The organism is Paenibacillus lacisoli (genome assembly GCF_030580655.1).
Classification (GTDB): domain Bacteria; phylum Bacillota; class Bacilli; order Paenibacillales; family Paenibacillaceae; genus Paenibacillus; species Paenibacillus lacisoli.
In genome coordinates this window covers 68834-89994 of the sequence record NZ_JAUQTB010000012.1, presented here as the reverse complement: position 1 = coordinate 89994, position 21161 = coordinate 68834, and the positions used below count along the sequence as shown (strand labels likewise).

Annotated in this window: 17 protein-coding genes; 4 read left to right on the top strand and 13 right to left on the bottom strand. The window is 52.2% G+C overall.

Annotated elements, in window-relative coordinates; all coding sequences use genetic code 11:
• Nucleotides 1-8 precede the first annotated feature (8 nt).
• From gcvT to gcvPB, 3 genes are read left to right on the top strand one after another with little or no spacing between them, the layout of a single operon-like run.
• Nucleotides 9-1133 carry a glycine cleavage system aminomethyltransferase GcvT gene (gcvT, locus tag Q5741_RS17275; RefSeq protein WP_305025366.1) on the top strand — a complete coding sequence of 375 codons (1125 nt, stop codon included), beginning with the start codon at nt 9-11 and terminating at the stop codon, nt 1131-1133.
• On the top strand, nt 1130-2485 hold the full coding sequence (gene gcvPA / locus Q5741_RS17270; protein ID WP_305025365.1) for an aminomethyl-transferring glycine dehydrogenase subunit GcvPA: 1356 nt from the start codon (nt 1130-1132) through the stop codon (nt 2483-2485). The genes gcvT and gcvPA overlap by 4 nt, the downstream gene beginning before the upstream one ends.
• The gene (gene gcvPB, locus Q5741_RS17265) at nt 2455-3948 is read left to right on the top strand and encodes an aminomethyl-transferring glycine dehydrogenase subunit GcvPB (protein WP_305025388.1); all 1494 of its coding nucleotides are present in this window, start codon (nt 2455-2457) and stop codon (nt 3946-3948) included. The genes gcvPA and gcvPB overlap by 31 nt, the downstream gene beginning before the upstream one ends.
• A gap of 231 nt (nt 3949-4179) precedes the next feature.
• Here gcvPB and ptsP read toward each other — a convergent pair whose 3' ends face one another.
• From ptsP to Q5741_RS17215, 10 genes are all read right to left on the bottom strand, one after another.
• Nucleotides 4180-5892, bottom strand: a complete 1713-nt coding sequence (ptsP, locus tag Q5741_RS17260; protein ID WP_305025364.1) for a phosphoenolpyruvate--protein phosphotransferase — start codon at nt 5890-5892, stop codon at nt 4180-4182.
• Nucleotides 5885-6160, bottom strand: coding sequence for an HPr family phosphocarrier protein (locus Q5741_RS17255; protein WP_305025363.1), 276 nt, complete (start codon nt 6158-6160; stop codon nt 5885-5887). The genes ptsP and Q5741_RS17255 overlap by 8 nt, the downstream gene beginning before the upstream one ends.
• A gap of 143 nt (nt 6161-6303) precedes the next feature.
• Nucleotides 6304-8355 carry a glucose-specific PTS transporter subunit IIBC gene (ptsG, locus tag Q5741_RS17250; protein WP_305025362.1) on the bottom strand — a complete coding sequence of 684 codons (2052 nt, stop codon included), beginning with the start codon at nt 8353-8355 and terminating at the stop codon, nt 6304-6306.
• Between the two features lie 262 nt (nt 8356-8617).
• Nucleotides 8618-9481: a glucose PTS transporter transcription antiterminator GlcT gene (gene glcT, locus Q5741_RS17245; protein ID WP_305025361.1), complete on the bottom strand. Its 864-nt coding sequence runs from the start codon at nt 9479-9481 to the stop codon at nt 8618-8620.
• 180 nt (nt 9482-9661) lie between these two features.
• Entirely contained in the window at nt 9662-11215 is a 1554-nt protein-coding gene (locus Q5741_RS17240) for a flotillin family protein (RefSeq protein WP_305025360.1), read from the bottom strand.
• A gap of 64 nt (nt 11216-11279) precedes the next feature.
• Nucleotides 11280-11795 (bottom strand): NfeD family protein, encoded by a 516-nt coding sequence (locus Q5741_RS17235; RefSeq protein ID WP_305025359.1) that lies wholly within the window; start codon nt 11793-11795, stop codon nt 11280-11282.
• 207 nt (nt 11796-12002) lie between these two features.
• Nucleotides 12003-13166: an iron-containing alcohol dehydrogenase gene (locus Q5741_RS17230; protein WP_305025358.1), complete on the bottom strand. Its 1164-nt coding sequence runs from the start codon at nt 13164-13166 to the stop codon at nt 12003-12005.
• A 254-nt stretch (nt 13167-13420) separates the two neighbouring features.
• The gene (locus Q5741_RS17225) at nt 13421-15022 is read right to left on the bottom strand and encodes a UDP-glucose--hexose-1-phosphate uridylyltransferase (RefSeq protein WP_305025357.1); all 1602 of its coding nucleotides are present in this window, start codon (nt 15020-15022) and stop codon (nt 13421-13423) included.
• A 28-nt stretch (nt 15023-15050) separates the two neighbouring features.
• Nucleotides 15051-16037, bottom strand: a complete 987-nt coding sequence (galE, locus tag Q5741_RS17220) for a UDP-glucose 4-epimerase GalE (RefSeq protein ID WP_305025356.1) — start codon at nt 16035-16037, stop codon at nt 15051-15053.
• A 1-nt stretch (nt 16038) separates the two neighbouring features.
• Nucleotides 16039-17217, bottom strand: a complete 1179-nt coding sequence (locus tag Q5741_RS17215; protein ID WP_305025355.1) for a galactokinase — start codon at nt 17215-17217, stop codon at nt 16039-16041.
• 185 nt (nt 17218-17402) lie between these two features.
• Between Q5741_RS17215 and Q5741_RS17210 the strand changes: the two genes are divergently transcribed.
• Nucleotides 17403-18272 (top strand): AraC family transcriptional regulator, encoded by an 870-nt coding sequence (locus tag Q5741_RS17210; protein ID WP_305025354.1) that lies wholly within the window; start codon nt 17403-17405, stop codon nt 18270-18272.
• A gap of 132 nt (nt 18273-18404) precedes the next feature.
• Here the strand turns inward: Q5741_RS17210 and mgrA are convergent, their stop codons facing one another.
• From mgrA to Q5741_RS17195, 3 genes are all read right to left on the bottom strand, one after another.
• Nucleotides 18405-19427 carry an L-glyceraldehyde 3-phosphate reductase gene (gene mgrA, locus Q5741_RS17205; protein ID WP_305025387.1) on the bottom strand — a complete coding sequence of 341 codons (1023 nt, stop codon included), beginning with the start codon at nt 19425-19427 and terminating at the stop codon, nt 18405-18407.
• A gap of 196 nt (nt 19428-19623) precedes the next feature.
• Nucleotides 19624-20370 carry an NAD-dependent protein deacylase gene (locus Q5741_RS17200; protein ID WP_305025353.1) on the bottom strand — a complete coding sequence of 249 codons (747 nt, stop codon included), beginning with the start codon at nt 20368-20370 and terminating at the stop codon, nt 19624-19626.
• Between the two features lie 22 nt (nt 20371-20392).
• Entirely contained in the window at nt 20393-21160 is a 768-nt protein-coding gene (locus Q5741_RS17195; RefSeq protein ID WP_305025352.1) for an HAD family hydrolase, read from the bottom strand.
• Between the last annotated feature and the right edge of the window lies 1 nt (nt 21161).

Sequence of the window (21161 nt, the reverse complement as noted above, 5' to 3'; positions counted from 1 at the left end):
TGAATGGCTTGAGCGAATTGTTAAGAACACCGTTATACCCGCTCTACAGTAAGCAGCCAGGCGTACGCTGCATTGACTTTGGCGGATGGGAGCTGCCGGTGCAGTTCATCGGAATTCAAAAGGAACACGAAGCAGTCCGTACCCAAGCCGGCTTATTCGATGTGTCCCATATGGGAGAATTTCTGGTTCATGGTGAACAAGCGGAAGCCTTTCTGCAGGGCATGCTCACGAATGATGTATCCAAACTTGAGCCTGGTCAGGCACAATACACCCTCATGTGTTATCCGGACGGCGGCGTCGTGGATGATCTGCTGGTCTATAAGCTGGCTGAAGAGCAATACATGCTGGTCGTTAACGCCTCAAATATCACGAAGGACTGGGAATGGCTGCAGCAGCACCTGACCGGCGGCGTGATGATGGAGAACCAGTCCGATGTGACTGCCCTGCTGGCACTCCAGGGACCGGAAGCCGAGCGGATTCTGTCGTGCTTGACGGATGCGGACGTGACAGCGCTCGGCACCTATCGTTTTCTTCAGCAAGTGCCGGTAGCTGGTGTCTATGCTCTGATCTCACGTACCGGCTATACCGGTGAAGACGGATTTGAACTGTACCTGAATTCGGCTGATGCCCCGGCCGTATGGAAGGCTCTCCTGGAAGCAGGCCAACCACATGGGTTGGTGCCCGCAGGACTCGGCGCACGGGATACCCTTCGTTTCGAAGCAAAACTTCCGCTCTATGGCCAGGAGTTGTCCCCAACGATCAGTCCGCTCGAAGCGGGCGTTGGCTTCTTCGTGAAATGGGATAAAGGCGACTTTATCGGACGCACTGCACTGGAGGAACAAAAACAGAACGGAGTTCCACGCAAGCTCGTTGGCATTGAAGTGATTGAACGCGGCATCCCCCGTCCTCATTACCCGGTTCACGCAGACGGTGTGTTGATTGGCGAGATTACTACAGGCACACAGTCCCCAACTCTGAAGCGTAACCTCGGGCTTGCTCTGATCGACAGCAAGTACACAGCCATTGGAACACCGCTGGAAGTGGAAATACGCGGCAAGAAGCTTAAGGCTGAGGTTGTCAAAGCTCCATTCTACAAAAAACAGGCGCCGTCGAAAGGAGTTAACCCTTCATGAAGAACCATCGTTATCTGCCAATGACCGAACAGGACCAGGCTGAAATGCTCGCTGCCATAGGGGCAGACTCCGTCGAGGAACTGTTCCAGGATATTCCGGAGAACATCCGCTTCCGCGGTGAACTGCCGGTCTCCTCCCGCCTGGATGAATCGGCGCTGACCCGCCATATGGCGAAGCTCGCTTCGCTGAACGCCAGCACCGACACCCATGCAAGCTTCCTGGGTGCAGGCATTTATGACCATCATATTCCATCTGTCATTAACCATGTCATTTCCCGTTCGGAATTTTATACAGCCTACACTCCCTATCAGCCAGAGATCAGTCAGGGCGAACTGCAGGCCATCTTCGAATTCCAATCCTATATTTGCGAGCTGACCGGTATGGCCGTAGCGAATGCCAGCATGTACGATGGCGCGACCGCCTTGGCAGAAGCCGCAAATCTTGCTGCCGCAGCAACACGCCGCAAGCAAATTCTTGTATCAAGAACGGTTCATCCGGAAGCAAGACAGGTGCTCGCCACTTACGCACACGGTCTGAATCTGGAAGTCATTGAGATCGATTATAAAGACGGTGTTACCGACTATGAGGCCCTTCAAGCAGCGGTAAACGACCAGACAGCCGCAGTGCTTATTCAGAATCCTAACTTTTTCGGAGCTGTTGAAGATGTGCAGAGCTGCAGCAGCTTTACGCATGAGCATGGCGGACTCCTTGTCGTCAGTTCCAATCCCATCTCCCTCGGTCTGCTGCAGCCTCCGGGCAAGCTTGGCGCTGATATCGTAGTGGGTGACGCGCAGCCGCTGGGCATCGCCTCTTCGCTTGGCGGTCCAACCTGCGGATTTTTCGCCGTATCCAGTGCTCATATGAGACGAATGCCGGGACGAATTGTAGGCCAGACGGTCGACCGCAACGGCAAACGAGGCTTCGTTTTGACACTGCAGGCCCGTGAACAGCATATCCGCCGCGAGAAAGCGACCTCGAATATCTGCTCCAACCAGGCACTGCTGGCCCTGTCTGCTTCTGTATACCTGTCCCTGCTCGGCAAACAAGGCATGCTTGAAGTAGCCGAACTGAACCTGAACAAATCCCGCTATGCCCTGCAGCAGGTTACCGCTCTTTCTGGTATTGAATCCGCCTTTAATGCACCAACCTTTAATGAATTTGTCGTTCAACTGCCGGAGTCCGTTGACATGATGACGCTCCAGAGCAAGCTGCTCGAAGCCGGATTTATCGGCGGTTATGATCTGGGAGAAGAGTACCCGGAGCTGAAGAATCATATGCTGATTGCCGTAACCGAACGGAGAACCAAAGAGGAGATCGACCAATTTGCTCAAGTAATGGGGGAATCGCTGTGACACAGGAGAAGCATGATCAAGCACTTATTTTTGAATTGAGCCGTGAAGGTCGTGTCGGCTACTCCCTTCCTGAATGTGATGTGCCGGTAACACCATCTGCTGAACTGATTCCAGCCGAATTCCTTCGTCCGGAGGCGCCCGCACTGCCAGAAGTTTATGAAGTCGATGTCATCCGACACTATACCAGCCTGTCCCGCCGCAACTTCGGTGTCGATAACGGCTTCTACCCGCTCGGCTCCTGTACGATGAAATATAACCCAAAAGTTAATGAAGATGTGGCCCGCTATGCAGGACTAGCCAAAATCCATCCGTACCAGCCGGAAGCAAGCATCCAGGGCGCTATGGAAATGCTATATACCCTGCAGCAGGACCTCGCAGGCTTAACCGGCATGGACGCTGTCACCCTGCAGCCTGCTGCTGGAGCCCATGGAGAATGGACCGGCCTGATGATGATTCGTGCCTATCACGAGAACCGCGGTGAACGACGGACCAAGGTTATTGTCCCAGATTCCTCGCACGGAACAAACCCGGCGAGTGCAACGGTGGCAGGATTCGAGACAATCACCATTCCTTCCACTCCCGAAGGCCTGGTGGATCTGGATGCCCTGCGCGGTGCAGTTAGCAGCGAGACCGCAGCCCTGATGCTGACGAACCCAAATACACTGGGTCTGTTCGAGGAGCAGATCGTGGATATTGCAGCCATTGTCCATGAGGCAGGCGGACTGCTCTATTATGACGGCGCCAACTCCAATGCCATCATGGGTATTACGCGCCCTGGCGATATGGGCTTCGACGTGGTGCATCTCAATCTGCATAAAACGATGAGCACACCGCATGGAGGCGGCGGTCCTGGTTCCGGACCGGTTGGCGTGAAGAACAAGCTGATCCCATATCTGCCTAAGCCAATGGTAGTCCGCAATCCAGATGGCAGCTACACCTGGGACCGCGAAGGGGAAGAATCGATTGGCCGGGTCAAAGCGTATTACGGCAACTTTGGCATCCTTGTTCGTGCTTATGCTTATATGCGCACTTACGGACCGGAAGGCCTGCGCCGGGTATCCGAATGCGCGGTGCTGAATGCGAACTACATGATGGCCCGTCTTGCTCCTTACTATGAGGTGCCCTTCAAGAAAGTCTGCAAGCACGAATTTGTCATGTCCGGCAGCAGCTTGAAGCAGTACGGCATCCGCACCTTAGACGTAGCCAAAAGGCTGCTCGATTTCGGCTATCACCCGCCAACCATTTATTTCCCGCTGAACGTAGAAGAATGTATCATGATTGAGCCTACGGAGACCGAGAGCAAAGAGACGCTGGACGGCTTCATCGATACGATGATTGCCATCGTACACGAAGCGAAGGAAAATCCGGAGCTTCTGCTCAATGCGCCGTACACCACCCCCGTTACCCGTCTGGATGAAACCACTGCTGCACGTAAGCCGGTATTAAACTGTGCCTGCAGCTAAAGCCAACTTCTAGTCCCCGAAAAGACCTGTTCTCTGCAGCGAATCTGCTGCGTAAGAACAGGTCTTTTGGCGCGGGCCAAGGGTCAAAAAAGAACAAAAAAAGGACTGCCTGTCAGCCGCCGAAGCGGTCAACAGCACAGTCCCACGCAGCACCAGGCTGCCATACGTTGTTGTTGGAAAAAGAAAAACTCGCCTTGAAAAATCAAAGTCAAACCCGATGAAAAAATCCCGTTAAGCTTCGATGCTCTGAACGAGCTCAACCACCTGTTCAGCCGTTTGCATCTCCAGCGCTTTCGCCGCCAGAGACTCCATATCTGTACGGGACAGCTTGGAGATCAGGCTGCGTGCAGGAAGAATAGAGGTAGCACTCATGCTGAATTCATCAAGTCCCAGACCGAGCAGCAGCGGAATCGCTGTCTGATCGCCTGCCATCTCCCCACACATGCCGACCCAGCGGCCTTCACGGTGCGCTGCATCAATGACCATTTTGACCAGACGCAGAATCGCCGGGTTGTATGGCTGATACAGATAAGACACACGCTCATTCATACGGTCAGCTGCCATCGTGTACTGGATCAGATCGTTGGTGCCGATACTGAAGAAGTCCACTTCTTTGGCAAACTGGTCTGCCAGCACAGCCGTGGATGGAATCTCCACCATAATGCCGAGCTGGATATCCTCCGACACCGGAGTTCCTTCTGCTGCCAGCTTCTCTTTCTCTTCGAGCAAGAGCGCTTTGGCTTCACGGAACTCACCCAGTGTGGCGATCATCGGGAACATGATACGCAGGTTGCCGTGCACGCTGGCACGGAGCAAAGCACGCAGCTGTGTCCGGAAAATATCCTGGCGGTCCAGGCATAGACGCACGGCCCGGAATCCGAGGAACGGATTCATCTCTTTGGGCAGCTGCAGGTAAGACAGCTCCTTGTCACCGCCGATATCCAAGGTGCGGACAACGACTGGCTTGCCTTCCATTTTCTCAAGAACGGTTTTGTACGCATTGTACTGCACATCTTCGGAAGGAAGCTTGTCGCGCCCCATGTACAGGAACTCGGTCCGGTAGAGGCCTACCCCTTCGCCGCCGTTGTCCAGGACACCCGCCACATCATTTGGCGTACCAATGTTAGCCGCCAGTTCAACGTGAACGCCGTCTTTGGATACCGTCTCTTCATCACGAAGCTTTCTCCACTCCGCAATTTGAAGATCGTAGGCTTCCTGCTTCTTGCGGTATTCAGCCACAATGTCATCCGAAGGGTTAATGAATACGTTCCCGTCCAAGCCGTCCACGATAATAAGATCGCCGCTCTTGGCTTGAGACAGTACCTCTTTGGTTCCTACTACAGCAGGAATTTCAAGAGAACGGGCCATGATAGCAGAGTGGGATGTACGCCCGCCAATATTGGTGGCGAAGCCTTTAACGTATTGGCGGTTCAGCTGTGCAGTATCGGATGGTGTCAGATCTTCCGCAAGTACGATCGTTTCTTCACTGATCTCGGCAGGGCTCATAAATTTCAAGCCAAGCAGATGGTTAAGAATCCGTTTGGTTACGTCACGCATATCCGCTGCGCGTTCCTGCAGATAAGCACTTTTCATGTTCTCGAACATGGAGATGAACTGGTTAGCCGTCTCATTGAGTGCGAACTCCGCATTCACCTTCTCGTTCGTGATCATGGCTTTAACCGGATCGATCAATTCAGGGTCGTTCAGGATCAGCAGGTGGGAAGCGAAAATTTCCGCCTTCTTCTCACCCAGCTCCTGGAGCGTACGCTCCTTAATCGCCTCCAGCTCTGACTGCGACTGGGCCAGTGCAGCGTCGAGCTTGGAAACTTCCGCCTGGGTATCTTCAACCGAGCGTTTCTCTACAGAGTAATCAGGGTGCTCCAAGATAAACGCCCGAGCAATGGCAATGCCTGCCGAGGCCGCAATCCCGGAGATTTTAAGCATTCAGCTCGCCCAACCCTTCGTTAATCATCACGTCCTGCAGTGCCTGAAGTGCTTCGGACTCATTACCGCCCTCGCAGATGATACTAATTGTGTCACCTTGCTCCAGACCCAGGGACAATACGCCCAGAATGGATTTCAGGGTTACTTTTTTACCGTTAGCTTCTGCAAAAGATTCTACACCGCTGAACTTGTTCGCTGTGTTTACCAGCGCTGTCGCTGGACGTGCATGGATACCGTCTTCGTCTGTAATTCTGAATGTTTGTTGCATAATCATCATCCTACTTTCATTTGAGTATAGTTTACATATTAAGAAATCAGTTCAACAAAAGCAATTTTGCTCCGCCTATCGTATTCTTACCCAAAAGCGGGTCGATTACTGACAGGCGGAACCTTTGATGCTGACACTGCTGCTTATTTAATGGTGATAATTTTATCTTCGCCCGCTTTCAGCACGCCTGTTTTCTCAAGCGTAACTGCAGCACCTGCAGGCAGGTTGGAGAAGATGATTGGAGAGATAATGGACTTGGCATTTGCTTTGACATATTCCAGATCCACTTCCATAATTGGCTGACCGGCTGCTACCAGATCACCTTCCTGAACGAGAACCGTGAAGCCTTGGCCTTTCAGCTTCACCGTATTCACACCGATGTGCACCAGTACTTCTTTACCGCCGTCCGACATAATGCCGACCGCATGTTTGCTCGGGAATACGTTGAAGACTTTACCATAGACCGGAGAAACAATTTTGCCATCATGCGGGATGACACCAAAGCCGTCGCCGGTCATGCGCTCTGCAAATACAGGATCAGGTACGTTCGAGATATCCACCAGTTCACCGTTCACCGGCATCACGATATCTTCAGCAACAATGGCGCTGCCCGTTTCGCCCGCTTCCTTCTCAGCTTCTGGTGCTGGCGCTGGTGCTGCCGGAGCCGGTGTACGGCCCGCAATGATATCCTGCATTTGGGACTTGATCGTATCTGAACGGGTACCGAAGATCGCCTGAACGTTGTTACCAACTTCAAGCACACCGGATGCGCCCAGCTGCTTCAGACGGTCTTTGCTTACGTTCGACTTCTCATTAACCTCGATCCGCAGGCGCGTAATACAAGCATCCAGATGCTTGATGTTGCTCGGACCGCCGAATGCAGCCAGAATGTTGTGCGGAAGATCGTCGGTGCTGCCTGCGCCGGAACCGGCTGCGGGTGTATCTTCCGAAGCTTCTTCACGACCTGGTGTTTTCAGGTTGAACTTGCGGATAATGAAGCGGAAGCCGAAGTAGTAGATAACCGCCAGAACAAGACCTACGATAATGACCCACCACCATGGCGTACGGTTCGGCAGAATCCCGAAGATCAGGAAGTCAATGAAACCGCCGGAGAAGGTCATACCGATTTTGACGCCCAGAATTTGCATGGTCATAAAGGACAGACCTGCGAATACAGCGTGGACTGCGAACAGCAGTGGAGCTACGAACAGGAACGAGAACTCCAGCGGCTCGGTAATCCCTGTCAGGAACGTAGTCAGGGCAGCCGAACCCATAATGCCGGCTACATATTTCTTATGCTCCGGTCTAGCTTCATGGTACATCGCCAATGCGGCAGCCGGAAGACCGAACATCATGAACGGGAACTTACCAACCTGGAATGTACCGGCTGTGAACGGCACACCGTCACGCAGCTGAGCCATAAAGATATGCTGGTCACCACGAATGACTTGCCCGGCTTTGTTCACATACTCACCGAACTCGAACCAGAATGGAGAGTAGAAAATGTGATGCAGACCAAAAGGAATCAGAGAACGTTCAATGACCCCGAAGATAAAGGCAGCCAGCGTCGGATTGGAATCAACCATGAAATGCGATACCGCATTCAGACCGTGCTGGATTGGAGGCCAGATGATCACAAGGATCAGACCGATGATCAATGCGCCCAAAGAAGTAATGATTGGTACGAACCGCTTCCCTGCAAAGAAGCCGAGGTAGGAAGGCAGCTCGATTTTGAAGAACCTGTTATACATCGATGCGGCCAGTATACCTATGATGATACCGCCGAACACACCCGTTGACAGCGTTGGAATACCAAGAACACTGGCATATCCAGGAATTTGCTGTGCGATCAGGCCAGGTGTTACCCCTACCGCGGTTCCAAGGGTTACGTTCATAACCAGGTAGCCAATGATAGCTGCGAGACCCGCAACTCCTTCACCATTCGCAAGACCTACCGCTACACCTACAGCGAACAGCAGAGCCAGGTTGTCAAAGACAATTTGACCCGCATTCATCATAATGGTGGCGATGGAGTTAACTACGCCGTTCCCAAGGAACGGCAGATAGTCAATCAGATCCGGATTGACCAGAGCGTTACCGATACCAAGCAGCAAACCGGCTGCCGGAAGGATCGCTACTGGAAGCATCAGAGCTTTACCGACACGTTGGAGTACGCCGAAAAGCTTCTTGAACATGCAAGCCACTTCCCTTTACATTAATTTATTTGACACAAAACAACAGCAAAAAAGGCATGAGAGAGTAAAGTATACGGTGTACAATCTTCGGGTATAGCTTACCCCGAAGTGTGGAGCACCAATCATACTTTAATCAACTCATGCCTGATCGAATCAGTAACACGTTGAAATTAAGTTTTGATGTTGTTTTGTTGGATTACGAGGATCATTGTAGCACCGTTCAAAAGGATATGCAAGCCTTTACAAATATTTTTTAAAAACTCTATTCAAACCCTTGTTCTTCCTGTTCTTTACGCTGATTCAGTCGCTGCAGATGAACCGTCAGATACCCTACTTCTGCAGGATACACCTTCTGATGCAGCCGGTTCTCCATGACCTTTGTCAACTTCCAGGCCAGCATATACATTTCGGGATACTCCTGATTCAGCAGCTTATCCAGCTTGTGCATCTCCTGCACTTTCTCTCCGCGCCGGATCCGTTCAATGGCGAATCTCAAGTGGGTTAAGAGGCGGGAGTAATCCAGAGATTCCTGCGGAATCGTATACTCCATCTCCTTCTCAATGACATCGATCAGGTCATTAATCAGCTGTGTATGCTCCCGGACTTTGGAAATATGCTGATTGCTCATAGCACTGTAAATATGAAGTGCAATAAATCCAATTTCATCTTGTCCCAGATCGACCCCGAGCCTCTCCTTGATCAGCTGGACGGCGTAGGATGCCATCCGGTATTCTTCCGGATAAATCTCCTTGGTCTCATAGAGGAAAGGATTATGAATAATGATCCCCTGTTCTTTGCGCTTCAAAGCAAAGGAGACGTGATCTGTCAGCGCAATATGAATATGCTCATTCAGCGGAATATCAACATGCTGCTGGATATAATGAATCACTTCACCGATGACTTCAATCAGCTTTTCATCCACCTGCGGCAGCAGCTGTTTGTACTGCTCCTGCTCTTCCTGGTTGCGGAGGATAAACATCTTCTCCACCGATTGCAGCGGGATGAGGTCATTCGTTCTGCGGTTAAAGCCGATCCCCTTCCCAATGACAACAACCTCACCATTGTCAGGGTGGTTGGCGATAATGACATTATTATTAAGTATCTTCGATACATGTACGCTGCTCACGCTTGCACCTCTTTTTATTGAGCCCTTCAGCTGGCATTAGGAATACTCGCTTACGTTAACAAATTATCTGCCTGTGGTCAATAGAAAAAAGCCCTTACATCCAGCCGGTTCACGCTGTTTAAACAGATAAAAAACGCCGGATAAACCGGCGTTTTTTATCTTCATGCTCTTCAGCAAGCTTTATTTCAGTTCAGGGTCTCGGCCCACCGCAGTTTCCATTCCCGCATATTCCTTGATTCCGGACTGCAGGTTCATCGCAGGAACTGCCTCCTGGCTGTCGCGGCCCTTGGTCAAACCTTTAATCAACTGCTCCACATCAATACCCGAGACGCTTTTCAGCATTTCGGGGGCCGTTGACATCAGCTCGGTCACATAGTTGCTCACTCGCGCAGCACCTTCGCCTTTGCCAGTGTCCACCACCGTCAGCTTATCAATCGACGAAATAGGTTCCGCAATTTTCCCAGCCAGCTCAGGCAGCATTTTCACGATAATATCGAGTACGGCCGCTTCGCCGAATTTCTGGAAGGCTTCCGCCAGCTTTTCTTTGGCTTCCGCTTCAGCCAGACCGCGCAGACGAATAACCTCTGCATCGGCCGTACCTTTGGCACGTTCTGCATCCGCAATCGCCTGGCCCTCGAGCCTGCGCTGCTCGGCAGTCGCTTTTGCCTGGGTTTCGATAGAATACTGAACGGCATCCGCTTCTCTCATCTTACGCGCCTTGTCTGCCTCGGCTGCCTGCTCCACCGCATAACGGTCAGCCTCCGCTTTCTTCTTCACTTCAGCATCATACTGCTTCTCGCGTACTGTAATTTCTTTTTCCTGCAGGTCGATCTCCCGTTCCTTGCGGACGAGCTCTACCTTCATCTGCTCTTCCACCATCGTCTGCTTCGCACGTGCCTCCTGAATATGGTAAGCCTGATCGGCTTCCGCCTTGGCGGTATCCTGTTCCTTCTTAAAGGAGGCTATTTTGAGTTCTTTGGCTTTGGCTGCTTCAGCGATGTTCGTATCACGCAGCAGCTCGGCTTTTTGGCCTTGTTCTTCGGCGTTTGCCTTCTGAATCCGAGCATCCCGCATCGCTTCCGCTTCAGCAATATCGGCATCCCGTTTAACGGCAGCGATTCGCGGCTTACCCAGTGCATCCAGGTACCCGTGCTTATCCCGAACATCTTTAATGGTAAAAGATACAATCTGCAGACCCATTTTTTTGAGGTCACGTGCCGCTACTCCTTGTACCTCCTGGGCGAAACGGTCACGATTCCGGTATACTTCCTCTACGGTCATTGAACCCAGGATGGCACGAAGATGGCCTTCCAGCACTTCCTGCGCTTCCCCTTTGAGCGATTCGATCGGCTTGCCGATGAACTGCTCTGCCGCTGTAGCGACATCTTCAATCGAGCTTCCAACCTTGATGATGGCTACGCCGTCGGCGATGACCGGCACACCCTGCTCCGTATAAACCTCAGGTGTGGAAACATCCAGCTTGTGCGACAGCAGCGAGATAAATTCAGACTGCTGGAATACCGGCAGTATAAATGCACCGCCGCCGCGAACTATTTTTATTTTCCGTCCGGATTCATCCTCCGAAATATTCTTATTCCCCAGAAAAGAACCGGTCACGATCATCGCTTCATCCGGGCCCACCGTTTTGTAACGAGCCCAGAAAGCGATCCCCAGTACAACGATAACAGCAACAACGATCACAGGAATAAGCAGTACATCCCAATTCAGATCCATTGAAGTTCCCCCTTACAAATAGATACTTGATACGTTCAGCTAACCCGGCTGCCTTAACCAACCCTTACGTTTCCAGCTTGGATACGCTCAGCACCCCGTCCTGCAGCTCTACGACGACAACCCTTGTTCCTGCGGCCAGCAGACAGCGGTCAAAGCTGACAGCCGTATGTATCGTATTGCCCGGACCCAGTCTGACCATGACTTCTCCGTATCCTGCAGCCGGAATCGGTACCGTTACTTCTCCAATGCGTCCCGAAAGTTCTGCCATGGAATATCCGATCGACATCTCACTGTTGCGCGAAGGCCGGATATAACCGAAGAAGATGATGAGTACAGCTACAGCTGCTGCAAGCAGAGAGCAGACCAGAATCATTGCTGAAGCGAGCGATGTATATTTGGCCAGCAGCACACCGGTACCGCCAAAAGCCGCCGCAGCTCCGCAAAGTGACACCGGCTTAAATAAATCTGCACCCGGCAGTTCAAAACCGTCCAGCAACCCGCCCAGCAAATCTCCCACAATGACACTGACTGCAGCGAGCAGGACCCCTCCAACCAGAAAACACCAGTAAATCGCTTCCATAAACACTTTCCCCCTTTCCAGCCGGCCGGCATGTTCGAGGGGGCAGCGGCTAAAGGTAGATCCTGCCGCCTAGTGGCCCCTATATCAATAACTACGTATATAAACGGAAATAGTTTCAATATTTTCCTTTTTGTCATATAAACCTACAAAAAAACAGCAAGCCTCCCCAAACAGGGAAACTTGCTGCTAATATACAAGCAAAATAAATTACAGGGAAGCCTCGTAGATAGCCACCACATCTTCACGCTGCAGTTTGGCAAAATTGCCGAACGGGCCGAATTTAACAGCCTTATCCGCCATTACACCAATTTGGCTTGCATCGATGTCGTAGTCCTTCAACGTGCTTGGGGCACCGATCGATGTCCAGAAGTCACGCAGAGCCTGAATACCTTCCAGTGCAGTCTCTTCGTCCGTCTTGCCTGCCGGATCAATATGGAACACATTCACGGCGAGACGCTTGAAACGGCTGACGTCCTGCTGCAGATTATGCTTCATCCAATTCGGGAAAATAATAGCCAGACCGCCGCCGTGCGGAATATCATATACTGCGGATACCGCATGCTCAATGTTATGCGTTGCCCAGTCGCCGGCAAGACCCATGTTAAGAATGCCATTCAATGCCATCGTTCCGCAGAACATGATCGTCTCACGGAGCTCGTAGTTTTCCAGATCCTCAATCAGGCGCGGAGCTGTTTCGATAACAGTACGCAGCACGGTCTCACACCAGCCCAGCTGTACAGGCGTGTTGGTATCCAGGTGGAAATAGTGCTCCAGCACGTGGGACATCATGTCTACCATACCGTAGACAGTCTGATCTTTTGGCAAAGAGTACGTATTCTCCGGATCCAGAATAGAGAAAGCAGGGAATGCATGTACACTGCCCCAGCCCAGCTTCTCTTGCGTTTTCTCATTGGTAATGACGGAGCCGCTGTTCATTTCAGAACCTGTCGCTGCCATAGTCAGGATAGTTCCCAAGGGCAGTGCATCCTGAGCAACGGCTTTGCGTTCTGCAAAATCCCACATGTCGCCATCATATTTGGCACCAACTGCAATCGCTTTGGCACAGTCAAGTACACTTCCGCCGCCTACAGCAAGAATCAGATCGATGTGGTTTGTTTTGCACAGATCAACGCCCTTATGTACCGTGGACAGACGCGGATTCGGCTCAACACCGCTGAGCTCTGTAACTTCAGTTCCGATTTCACGAAGAATGCCAATCACTTTATCATAAAGACCGCTGCGCTTAATGCTGCCGCCGCCATATACGAGCAGGACACGTTTACCGTATTTCGGCACCTCCCGCTTCAAAGCTTCAAGTTGTCCCCGGCCGAAAATCAGACGGGTAGGATTATAGAATTCAAATGCTCTCATCGCAAAAAGTCGCCTCCTGATAGTTAAGTTGGATATCATACACCGTTCGATTGAAGCAATCCGTCGAACCGATGCAGAATGCTGACGCTCACCTATTATATATCTCTGTTAAGCAAGATACAAATCGTAAGCTTATACCCTTTAGAGTGTACATCGAAACAACTCAGCCCATTTTTGACACAAAAATATCCGCTGCCCGCATGGGGCAGCGGATATAGCTTAACCAGATCTTATTGAACTATCCGCAGGCAGATTTATCCTTGTTCTGTATAACCCGCACTGCTGAGGAAACGGCGGAATGCCTGCTGTCCAGCCTCATCGCGCTTGTACACACCGGCCTGTTCAAGAATCTCAACAAATTTCTCCCCGGCCTCATGCTGAATCAGCTCGACGGCCTTCATTTTCTCCAGATTCTGCCCGTGCTTGGCTGCCAGCTGCTTCATCCATTCTGCATGCTGGCGCAGCGGATGCTCTGGCTGGGTCTGAACAGCCTCATAGAGAACTTCATCTCCCGAAAGGGTATCTGCAATAGCATCAAACTCCTCTTTCAGGCGTCCGGGTAAAATTGCAAGCCCCATCACTTCAATCAGCCCGATGTTCTCGCGTTTGATATGATGCATTTCACGGTGAGGATGGAAAATGCCTTCCGGATGCTCGTCGCTGGTCCGGTTGTTGCGCAGAACCAAATCCATCTCAAATGCACCATCGCTGCGGCGGCGGACGATAGGAGTCACTGTATTGTGCGGAACCCGATTTCCGTTATCCTCCGTAAATGCTGCAATACCGGCCGCAGGATCACTGTAAGCCTTCCAGGCTTCGTAGATGTCGTTACCCGCCTCGAGCAGCTCTCTGCGATCATGCGAAGCCAGACGGATGACCGTCATCGGCCATTTCACAATACTCGCTGTGACCGAAGCATGCTGGGCATGCCCGAATACAGCCTCTGCAGGGGCATTTTGAATCGGGAAGGTATGCCGTCCACCCTGGAAATGGTCATGCGTCAGAATTGAGCCGCCTACGATGGGCAGATCTGCATTAGAACCGATGAAGTAATGAGGGAATGATTCGGTGAAAGCGAGCAGACGGGCAAGCGTCTGCTTCGTCAGCTTCATCGGTACGTGATCATGATGGAATACAATACAGTGCTCGTTATAGTAAACATATGGCGAGTACTGCAGGAACCACGGCTCGTCGTTCAGCTCCAGCGGAATAATCCGCAGGTTCTGACGGGCCGGGTGATTGATGCGTCCGGCGTAACCGACATTCTCCCGGCACAGCTGGCATTTCGGATAGACCGGCGGCGGCAGAAGCTTGGCTGCTGCAATCTCAGCCGGGTTCTTCTCCGGCTTCGACAGATTGATGGTCATCTCGATATCGCCGTATTCACTGGCCTGTTTCCAATACACATTTTTGGAGATCCGGTCCATTCGGATGTAGTTGGAATCAATTGATAATTTATAAAAGTGATTCGTAGCCGCTTCAATTCCCTGCTCATCCGCTGTTCTGCGGAATTGAGCCACTACTTCAGACGGTCTGGCCATCAGTTGGCCCATGATTTTGGCGTCCAGTAGGTCACGGTAAGTATCCGAGTTGTCTGGAATCAGTCCGATGGCATAGCCGTAATCAATCAGCATATCCAGCAGCTGCTGCGGTCCATCCTGAGGGGCCGGCAGCGGCTCCCCGAGATAAGGTTCGCTGAACCCGAACTGCTCCAGCAGCAGGTTGCGTGCATAGTCCCGGTCCGGTTCTTCGATCAGCCCGGTCTGCAGGGCGTACAGCACCAGGCGTTCTATAGCATGAAGCACGTCATCCTGTGAATGTGCCGCTTCTGTAACTATTGTGTGAGGCTGCTGCATCATTAATCTCTCCTCGCTGTTCTCCCGCTTATTCTCCGTATCCGTTCGGATGCGAGCTGTGCCAGCTCCAGGCATCCTGGATAATATCTTCTAGCTTGGTGCGCTTCGGTTCCCAGCCCAGGACCGAGCGCGCTTTATCCGACGATGCAACCAGAATGGCCGGGTCGCCCGCACGGCGCGGTTCAACAACGACCGGAATTTCGCGGCCGGTTACCTGGCGTGCCGTCTCAATGACTTCCTTCACGGAAAAACCGAGTCCGATTCCGAGATTAAATACATTGCTGTCTTCACCACGGCGCAAGTAGTCAACGGCGCGCAGGTGGGCATCAGCCAAATCGCTGACATGAATGTAATCACGGATGCAGCTGCCATCCGGTGTCGGGTAATCTTCGCCAAAGACAGCGATGTGAGAGCGCTGCTGCAGCGCCGTCTGAAGCACCAGCGGAATCAGGTGGCTCTCCGGACGGTGGTCTTCACCGATCTTGCCGCTGTGATGGGAGCCCGCTGCGTTGAAGTAGCGGAGTGCCACGTATTTGATACCGATAACTCGGTCAAACCAGGACATCATGCGTTCCATCATCAGCTTGGTTTCGCCGTAGACATTGGTTGGTTCGGTGCGGTCGGTCTCCACGATTGGCGTTTTCTCCGGCTCACCGTAAGTAGCGGCGGTAGAGGAGAAGACAATTTTGCTGACACCCGCATCCTTCATGGCTTCGAGCAGACACAGGGTTCCGAATACGTTATTGTCATAATATTTGCCCGGATTCTGCATGCTCTCACCAACCAGGGAGTTAGCTGCAAAATGGATGACCGCATCGATGCTGTTCTCGGCGAACAGCTTTGCCAGCAATTCCTTGTCACGCAGATCACCTTCATACAGTTTGCCGCCAAGGAGTGCCTCCCGATGGCCGGTCTGCAGGTTGTCGATGACAACAACCTCTTCACCTTTCTCAAGCAGTGCTGCTACCGTATGTGATCCAATATACCCTGCTCCGCCGGTTACGAGAATTGCCATGTTAGTTGTCCCCCTTCAGTTCTTTAACTCCATCTCCTACATTACATACATAGAAAGCAGCTTCCAGACCGGTACGTTCTTTGTAGTTCGTACCCACCTGCTTCAGGAACTGGTCTACTGAGTCTTCATGAACCAGAGATACGGTACATCCGCCGAAGCCGGCTCCCGTCATACGCGCACCTAGTGTACCTGTAATCTGGCGGGCTTCCTCCACCATGACATCCAGCTCAAGGCAGCTGACTTCATAGAGATCACGCAGCGAATCATGTGACTGATTCATCAATTGGCCGAACTGGACAAGATCGTTGCTGCTGAGCGCGTCGACCGAAGCGAGTACACGCGCATTCTCTTCCACCACATGCTTCGCGCGGCGGCGGACCGTCTCGTCTTGAATGGATCCCTGCAGTCCCTCAAACTGCTCTGGCGTAAGCTGTGCCAGATAGTTTAATTCCGGACGCTGCTGCTTCAGGATCGACAGCGCCTCTTCGCATTGACTGCGGCGCTCATTGTAGGCGGAGTCCACTAGGCCGCGGCGTTTGTTCGTATTGCCGATAACCAGCTTGTAGCTGCCTGTTACGAAAGGAACTTTCTTGTACTCCAGCGTATCGCACATCAGCAGGATGGCATGATCCTGTGCGCCGTTGGCCACCGCGAACTGATCCATAATGCCGCAGTTGACGCCAACATAATTGTTCTCTGCCTTTTGGGACATGACGGCAAGCTGAACTGTATCCAGCGGACCATTCTCCAGCGAGAGGAAGGCGTAGCCGGTTACTACTTCCAGGGAAGCGGAGGAAGAGAGGCCGGAGCCGTTCGGAATCTCGCCGTGGAACAGCAGATCGTAACCCTTGGTCGGAACCACGCCGATCTTTTGCAATTCTGTCAATACGCCAATCGGATAATCCACCCATTCTTCTGTCTTGTTCTGCCCGAAATCGCGGATCGAGGTCTGGCCTTCATAAGGCATATTCGTGGAAGCCAGGCGGATTTGATCGTCATCACGTTCACGGATGATCAGCGTCGTGCCGAATTCCAGTGCAGCCGGAAGCACATAACCTCCATTGTAATCAATATGTTCACCAATCAGATTCACGCGTCCCGGAGCATGGAATACACGTACCTCTGCGGAGCTGTCTCCGTATTTGTCTATAAATTTCTGCTTCAGTTCAGCTGTGTTCATTTCACAGGTCACCTCATTTGAAGGATTAATATAATCATTTCTTATGTTCTCAGTATAAATCAGCGGAACGGGTTTTGTAATGTAACCATGTGTTTTGAATATGGATAAATGTGACCTTACCGTTTACAATTAGAACTGACCCTCGTCACATCCAGCCATCTTCTAATGAAAAGGAGATTTGGAGTATGCTTCCAACATCTACGTATTCTGTGGCTTCGAACCCGCTTACACTTCCGGAGAACGAGCTGCGCGTGCTTTTTGCAGGTGAGAGTCAGACCAAGCCGGGTCATGCTCTCGGCCCGAAGTTATATGACTATTATCTGTTTCACTATATCGAAGCAGGCCGGGGCACCTTCCACACGGAGGAGCATGCCTTCGAGCTCAGTCAAGGCGACTGCTTCCTCATCTATCCCGGACAGCTGATTCGATATGCTTCTGACTCGGAGAAGCCCTGGCGCTACCGCTGGGCAGCCTTTGCAGGCCGCGATGCCGAGCGTCTCGTTCAGGAAGCAGGCTTCCTGAACGAGAGACCTATTTTGCACCTTGGTCCGGATAGTCAGGTTCCGCACCAGATCAGCGAGATGCAGCAGGCCTTCTACAGCCGTCAGGACCATGCTCACCTAACTGCCTTGGGCAACCTCTATCTGGTGGCAGGCGAGCTCCGGGCAGGTGCATCCGTATTGAGCCAGATGGACAGTACGGATAACCAAGTCGGACGGATCGTCAAACAAATGATCCAGTATATGTCCACCCAATATGCGCACCCGGTATCTATTGAACAGATGTGTGCCAGTCTGGGATATAACCGGGCGTATTTGTCACGTATTTTCAAGAAAGAAACCGGCCTCACCCCCGTTACCTATCTTCTTAAGCTGCGAATCGATAAATCCAGACAGCTGCTGCGGGAACGGCCGGAACTGTCGATTGAGCAGGTGTCAGCCTCGGTGGGCCTCTCGGATGCCCTTTATTTCTCACGCCAGTTCAGCCGCTTCTACCATATGGCTCCGAGCGTCTATCGGACCAAGGTCAGCCGGAAGCCTTCCGAGAATCAATAACACTATGTACTCTATCAGCCTACTTCATCAGCATGGCGGCATACAGCAGCGGCCCGACTTTTGGATCAACCAAAAGCGGGCCGCTATTGCATTAGCTATAAGATTACAATGTACGATGCCCCTACGGCAAATTTACTGCTGAACGGGTTTCTGCTCCTGGTCCGTACTGCGCAGGATTGATTCGATCCGCTCCAGCTCTTCGGAGGAAAATTCCAAATTGTTCAGCGCAGCGACATTCTCCTCGATCTGGGAAGGACGGCTTGCACCGATCAGTGCCGAGGTTACCCGTCCGCCCCGCAGCACCCAGGCCAAGGCGAACTGAGCCAGACTCTGTCCGCGGGCCGCAGCCATCTGGTTCAACGCACGAATTTTACGCAGCGCTTCAGGAGTAATATTGTTCTCGTTTAGGAACACGGAAGCGCTGGCCGCACGGGAATCTTCAGGTACTCCGTTCAGGTATTTGTTCGTCAGCATCCCCTGCTCCAGCGGACAAAAAGCGATGCTTCCGATGCCGTTCTCCTCCAGCACATCCTGCAGTCCATTCTCAATCCAGCGGTCCAGCATGGAATAACGAGGCTGGTGGATAAGCATCGGTGTCCCCAAATCCTTGAGGATCCGGACCGCCTCGGCTGTCTTCTCCGCAGTATAATTGGAGACACCGACATACAGTGCTTTACCTGAACGCACGATATGATCAAGTGCCTGCATCGTTTCTTCCAGCGGGGTATCCGGGTCAAAACGGTGGGAATAGAAAATATCAACATAATCCAGTCCCATCCGCTTCAGGCTCTGATCCAGACTGGAGATCAGGGATTTGCGCGACCCCCATTCCCCGTAAGGACCCGGCCACATATGATAACCCGCCTTGGTCGAGATAATCAGCTCATCCCGGTAGGGCTTAAGATCATTCGCCAGCACCTGTCCGAAGAACTGCTCCGCAGAGCCGGGAGGCGGTCCGTAGTTATTGGCCAGATCAAAATGGGTAATTCCCAGATCGAACGCGCGGGTCACCATATTACGGCCGTTCTCCGCATTGCTCGTGCCTCCAAAATTATGCCACAAACCGAGTGAGATGGCCGGCAGCTTCAAGCCGGTGCGACCACACCGGTTATATTTCATTCCTTCATATCGGTCCTCGCTTGCCAAATAAACCATACCAATCCCTGCCTCTCGCTCGAATGTATATGTTTCATTAAATTGCATGATGTTTCCGCAAGACATTTGATGATGCACATGCCGAACTGGCAGCAGACCCGGGTACTTTTGTCTCAGGCCTGATCCAGAGAATATCATATCCCTTTTGCAGAGCCGTTACAAGAAACCGATTTCAAACTCTATCATTTCCTGCAGTTTACTCTCCGGCAGCCTTATCCAGCCGTTCCATGACCTGACCGATTGGTTCGGTAATCAGCAGATCTGCCATGCGGTCATAAGCGGTAGGAGCTGCATTCAGAAGTACAGTATGACTGCCCTGAAAATATGTAATCAATTGAGCCGCCGGATACACCGTCAGAGATGTTCCGCCCACCAGCAGAAGGTCAGCCTTCGTGATCGCATCGATGGAAGAGTACAGCGTGTGCTGATCCAACTCTTCCTCATACAGAACCACATCCGGGCGGATCATGCCACCGCAAACGCTGCAGCGGGGTACGAGTTCAGGGCTGTTCATCACTTCCTGCAGGCTGTAATTGCGGGAACAGCTCATGCAGTAATTACGGTGAACCGAGCCGTGCAGCTCCAGTACATGACGGCTGCCTGCAGCCTGATGAAGACCATCAATATTCTGTGTGATCACTGCCTTCAGCCTGCCTTCACGTTCCAACCGTACCAGCAGACGATGACAACCATTAGGCTGAGCATCTGGGTGAAGCATCTTACTTTTGTAGAAGTCATAGAACACTTCAGGATGCTCTGTAAAAAAGGAACGGCTCAGCATCACCTCCGGCGGATACGGTGAATGAACTTCGGTCTGATACAGACCGGCCGCTGACCGGAAATCAGGAATTCCGCTCTCAGTTGAAGTTCCTGCACCTCCGAAGAAGACGATGGATGAGCTGTTCTGAATCCAGGACAATAATGTTGCTTCGCTGCTGTTCACGATTAATCCCGCCTCCTGTATCTCATTCCTTCACTTGTATACCGTGATAGTCCCGAATGATCACATCTGCATCCGCAAGATGGGATGAGCTCCCGGAATCCGGAGACAGCCCTACAGCCAGACGGACACCGGCCTGCCTGCCCATCTGCATATCCCCGTTGCTGTCACCAATCAGAATGGTATCTTCCGGATGGAGTCCCAGTGTCCGTGAAGCGGTAATGGCTAATTCGGGATGCGGCTTGCCCCAGGTAACCTGATCATATCCAAGAATCAGGTCGAAATATTCACGAAGTCCAGCCCATTCCAGCTGCTCCTCCGCTTCCCTGGTGCCGTCTGAAGTGACAACGGCGAGCTTCACGCCCACCCTCACACAGTCCTCCAGAAAGGACTGAAGCCCGGGAAGAGCCTGCACCGGCCGGCTCTGTCGCAGCTCCTGCATCGCCTGATCAGCCAGTCCGCGAACCTGTGTCATTGCCTCATTCCATGGCAACCCGGCCGTATAGAGCTGCCATGCCAGAATAGCGATCGTATCCTCAGCCGTTCCCATAGCCAGCGGCCCCTCCGGATTATAGGCAATAACCCTACCTTCATGGTCATGCCGTGTTCCCAGTACCTGCTCTCTTGCTCCGCTAAATCCCGTACCAAGCTCAGACAGCCTCTGCTCCGTCAGGTTCAAAATGGTCGTGGCCCACGGCCCCCACAGCTGCATGAAATCAAGCAGAGTGCCGTCCTTATCGAACAAAATACCGTTGCATTCAGCAGTCCGTTCTCCGATCTGAATTACAGCCATG

Coding starts and splice junctions, on each gene's coding strand:
- Q5741_RS17225 (WP_305025357.1), bottom strand. CDS start 15,022: ATGCAGCAGCCTCACACAATAGTTACAGAAGCGGCACATTCACAGGAT.
- Q5741_RS17255 (WP_305025363.1), bottom strand. CDS start 6,160: ATGCAACAAACATTCAGAATTACAGACGAAGACGGTATCCATGCACGT.
- gcvPA (WP_305025365.1), top strand. CDS start 1,130: ATGAAGAACCATCGTTATCTGCCAATGACCGAACAGGACCAGGCTGAA.
- ptsG (WP_305025362.1), bottom strand. CDS start 8,355: ATGTTCAAGAAGCTTTTCGGCGTACTCCAACGTGTCGGTAAAGCTCTG.
- Q5741_RS17210 (WP_305025354.1), top strand. CDS start 17,403: ATGCTTCCAACATCTACGTATTCTGTGGCTTCGAACCCGCTTACACTT.
- Q5741_RS17240 (WP_305025360.1), bottom strand. CDS start 11,215: ATGGATCTGAATTGGGATGTACTGCTTATTCCTGTGATCGTTGTTGCT.
- ptsP (WP_305025364.1), bottom strand. CDS start 5,892: ATGCTTAAAATCTCCGGGATTGCGGCCTCGGCAGGCATTGCCATTGCT.
- galE (WP_305025356.1), bottom strand. CDS start 16,037: ATGGCAATTCTCGTAACCGGCGGAGCAGGGTATATTGGATCACATACG.
- mgrA (WP_305025387.1), bottom strand. CDS start 19,427: ATGGTTTATTTGGCAAGCGAGGACCGATATGAAGGAATGAAATATAAC.
- Q5741_RS17195 (WP_305025352.1), bottom strand. CDS start 21,160: ATGGCTGTAATTCAGATCGGAGAACGGACTGCTGAATGCAACGGTATT.
- Q5741_RS17215 (WP_305025355.1), bottom strand. CDS start 17,217: ATGAACACAGCTGAACTGAAGCAGAAATTTATAGACAAATACGGAGAC.
- Q5741_RS17235 (WP_305025359.1), bottom strand. CDS start 11,795: ATGGAAGCGATTTACTGGTGTTTTCTGGTTGGAGGGGTCCTGCTCGCT.
- Q5741_RS17230 (WP_305025358.1), bottom strand. CDS start 13,166: ATGAGAGCATTTGAATTCTATAATCCTACCCGTCTGATTTTCGGCCGG.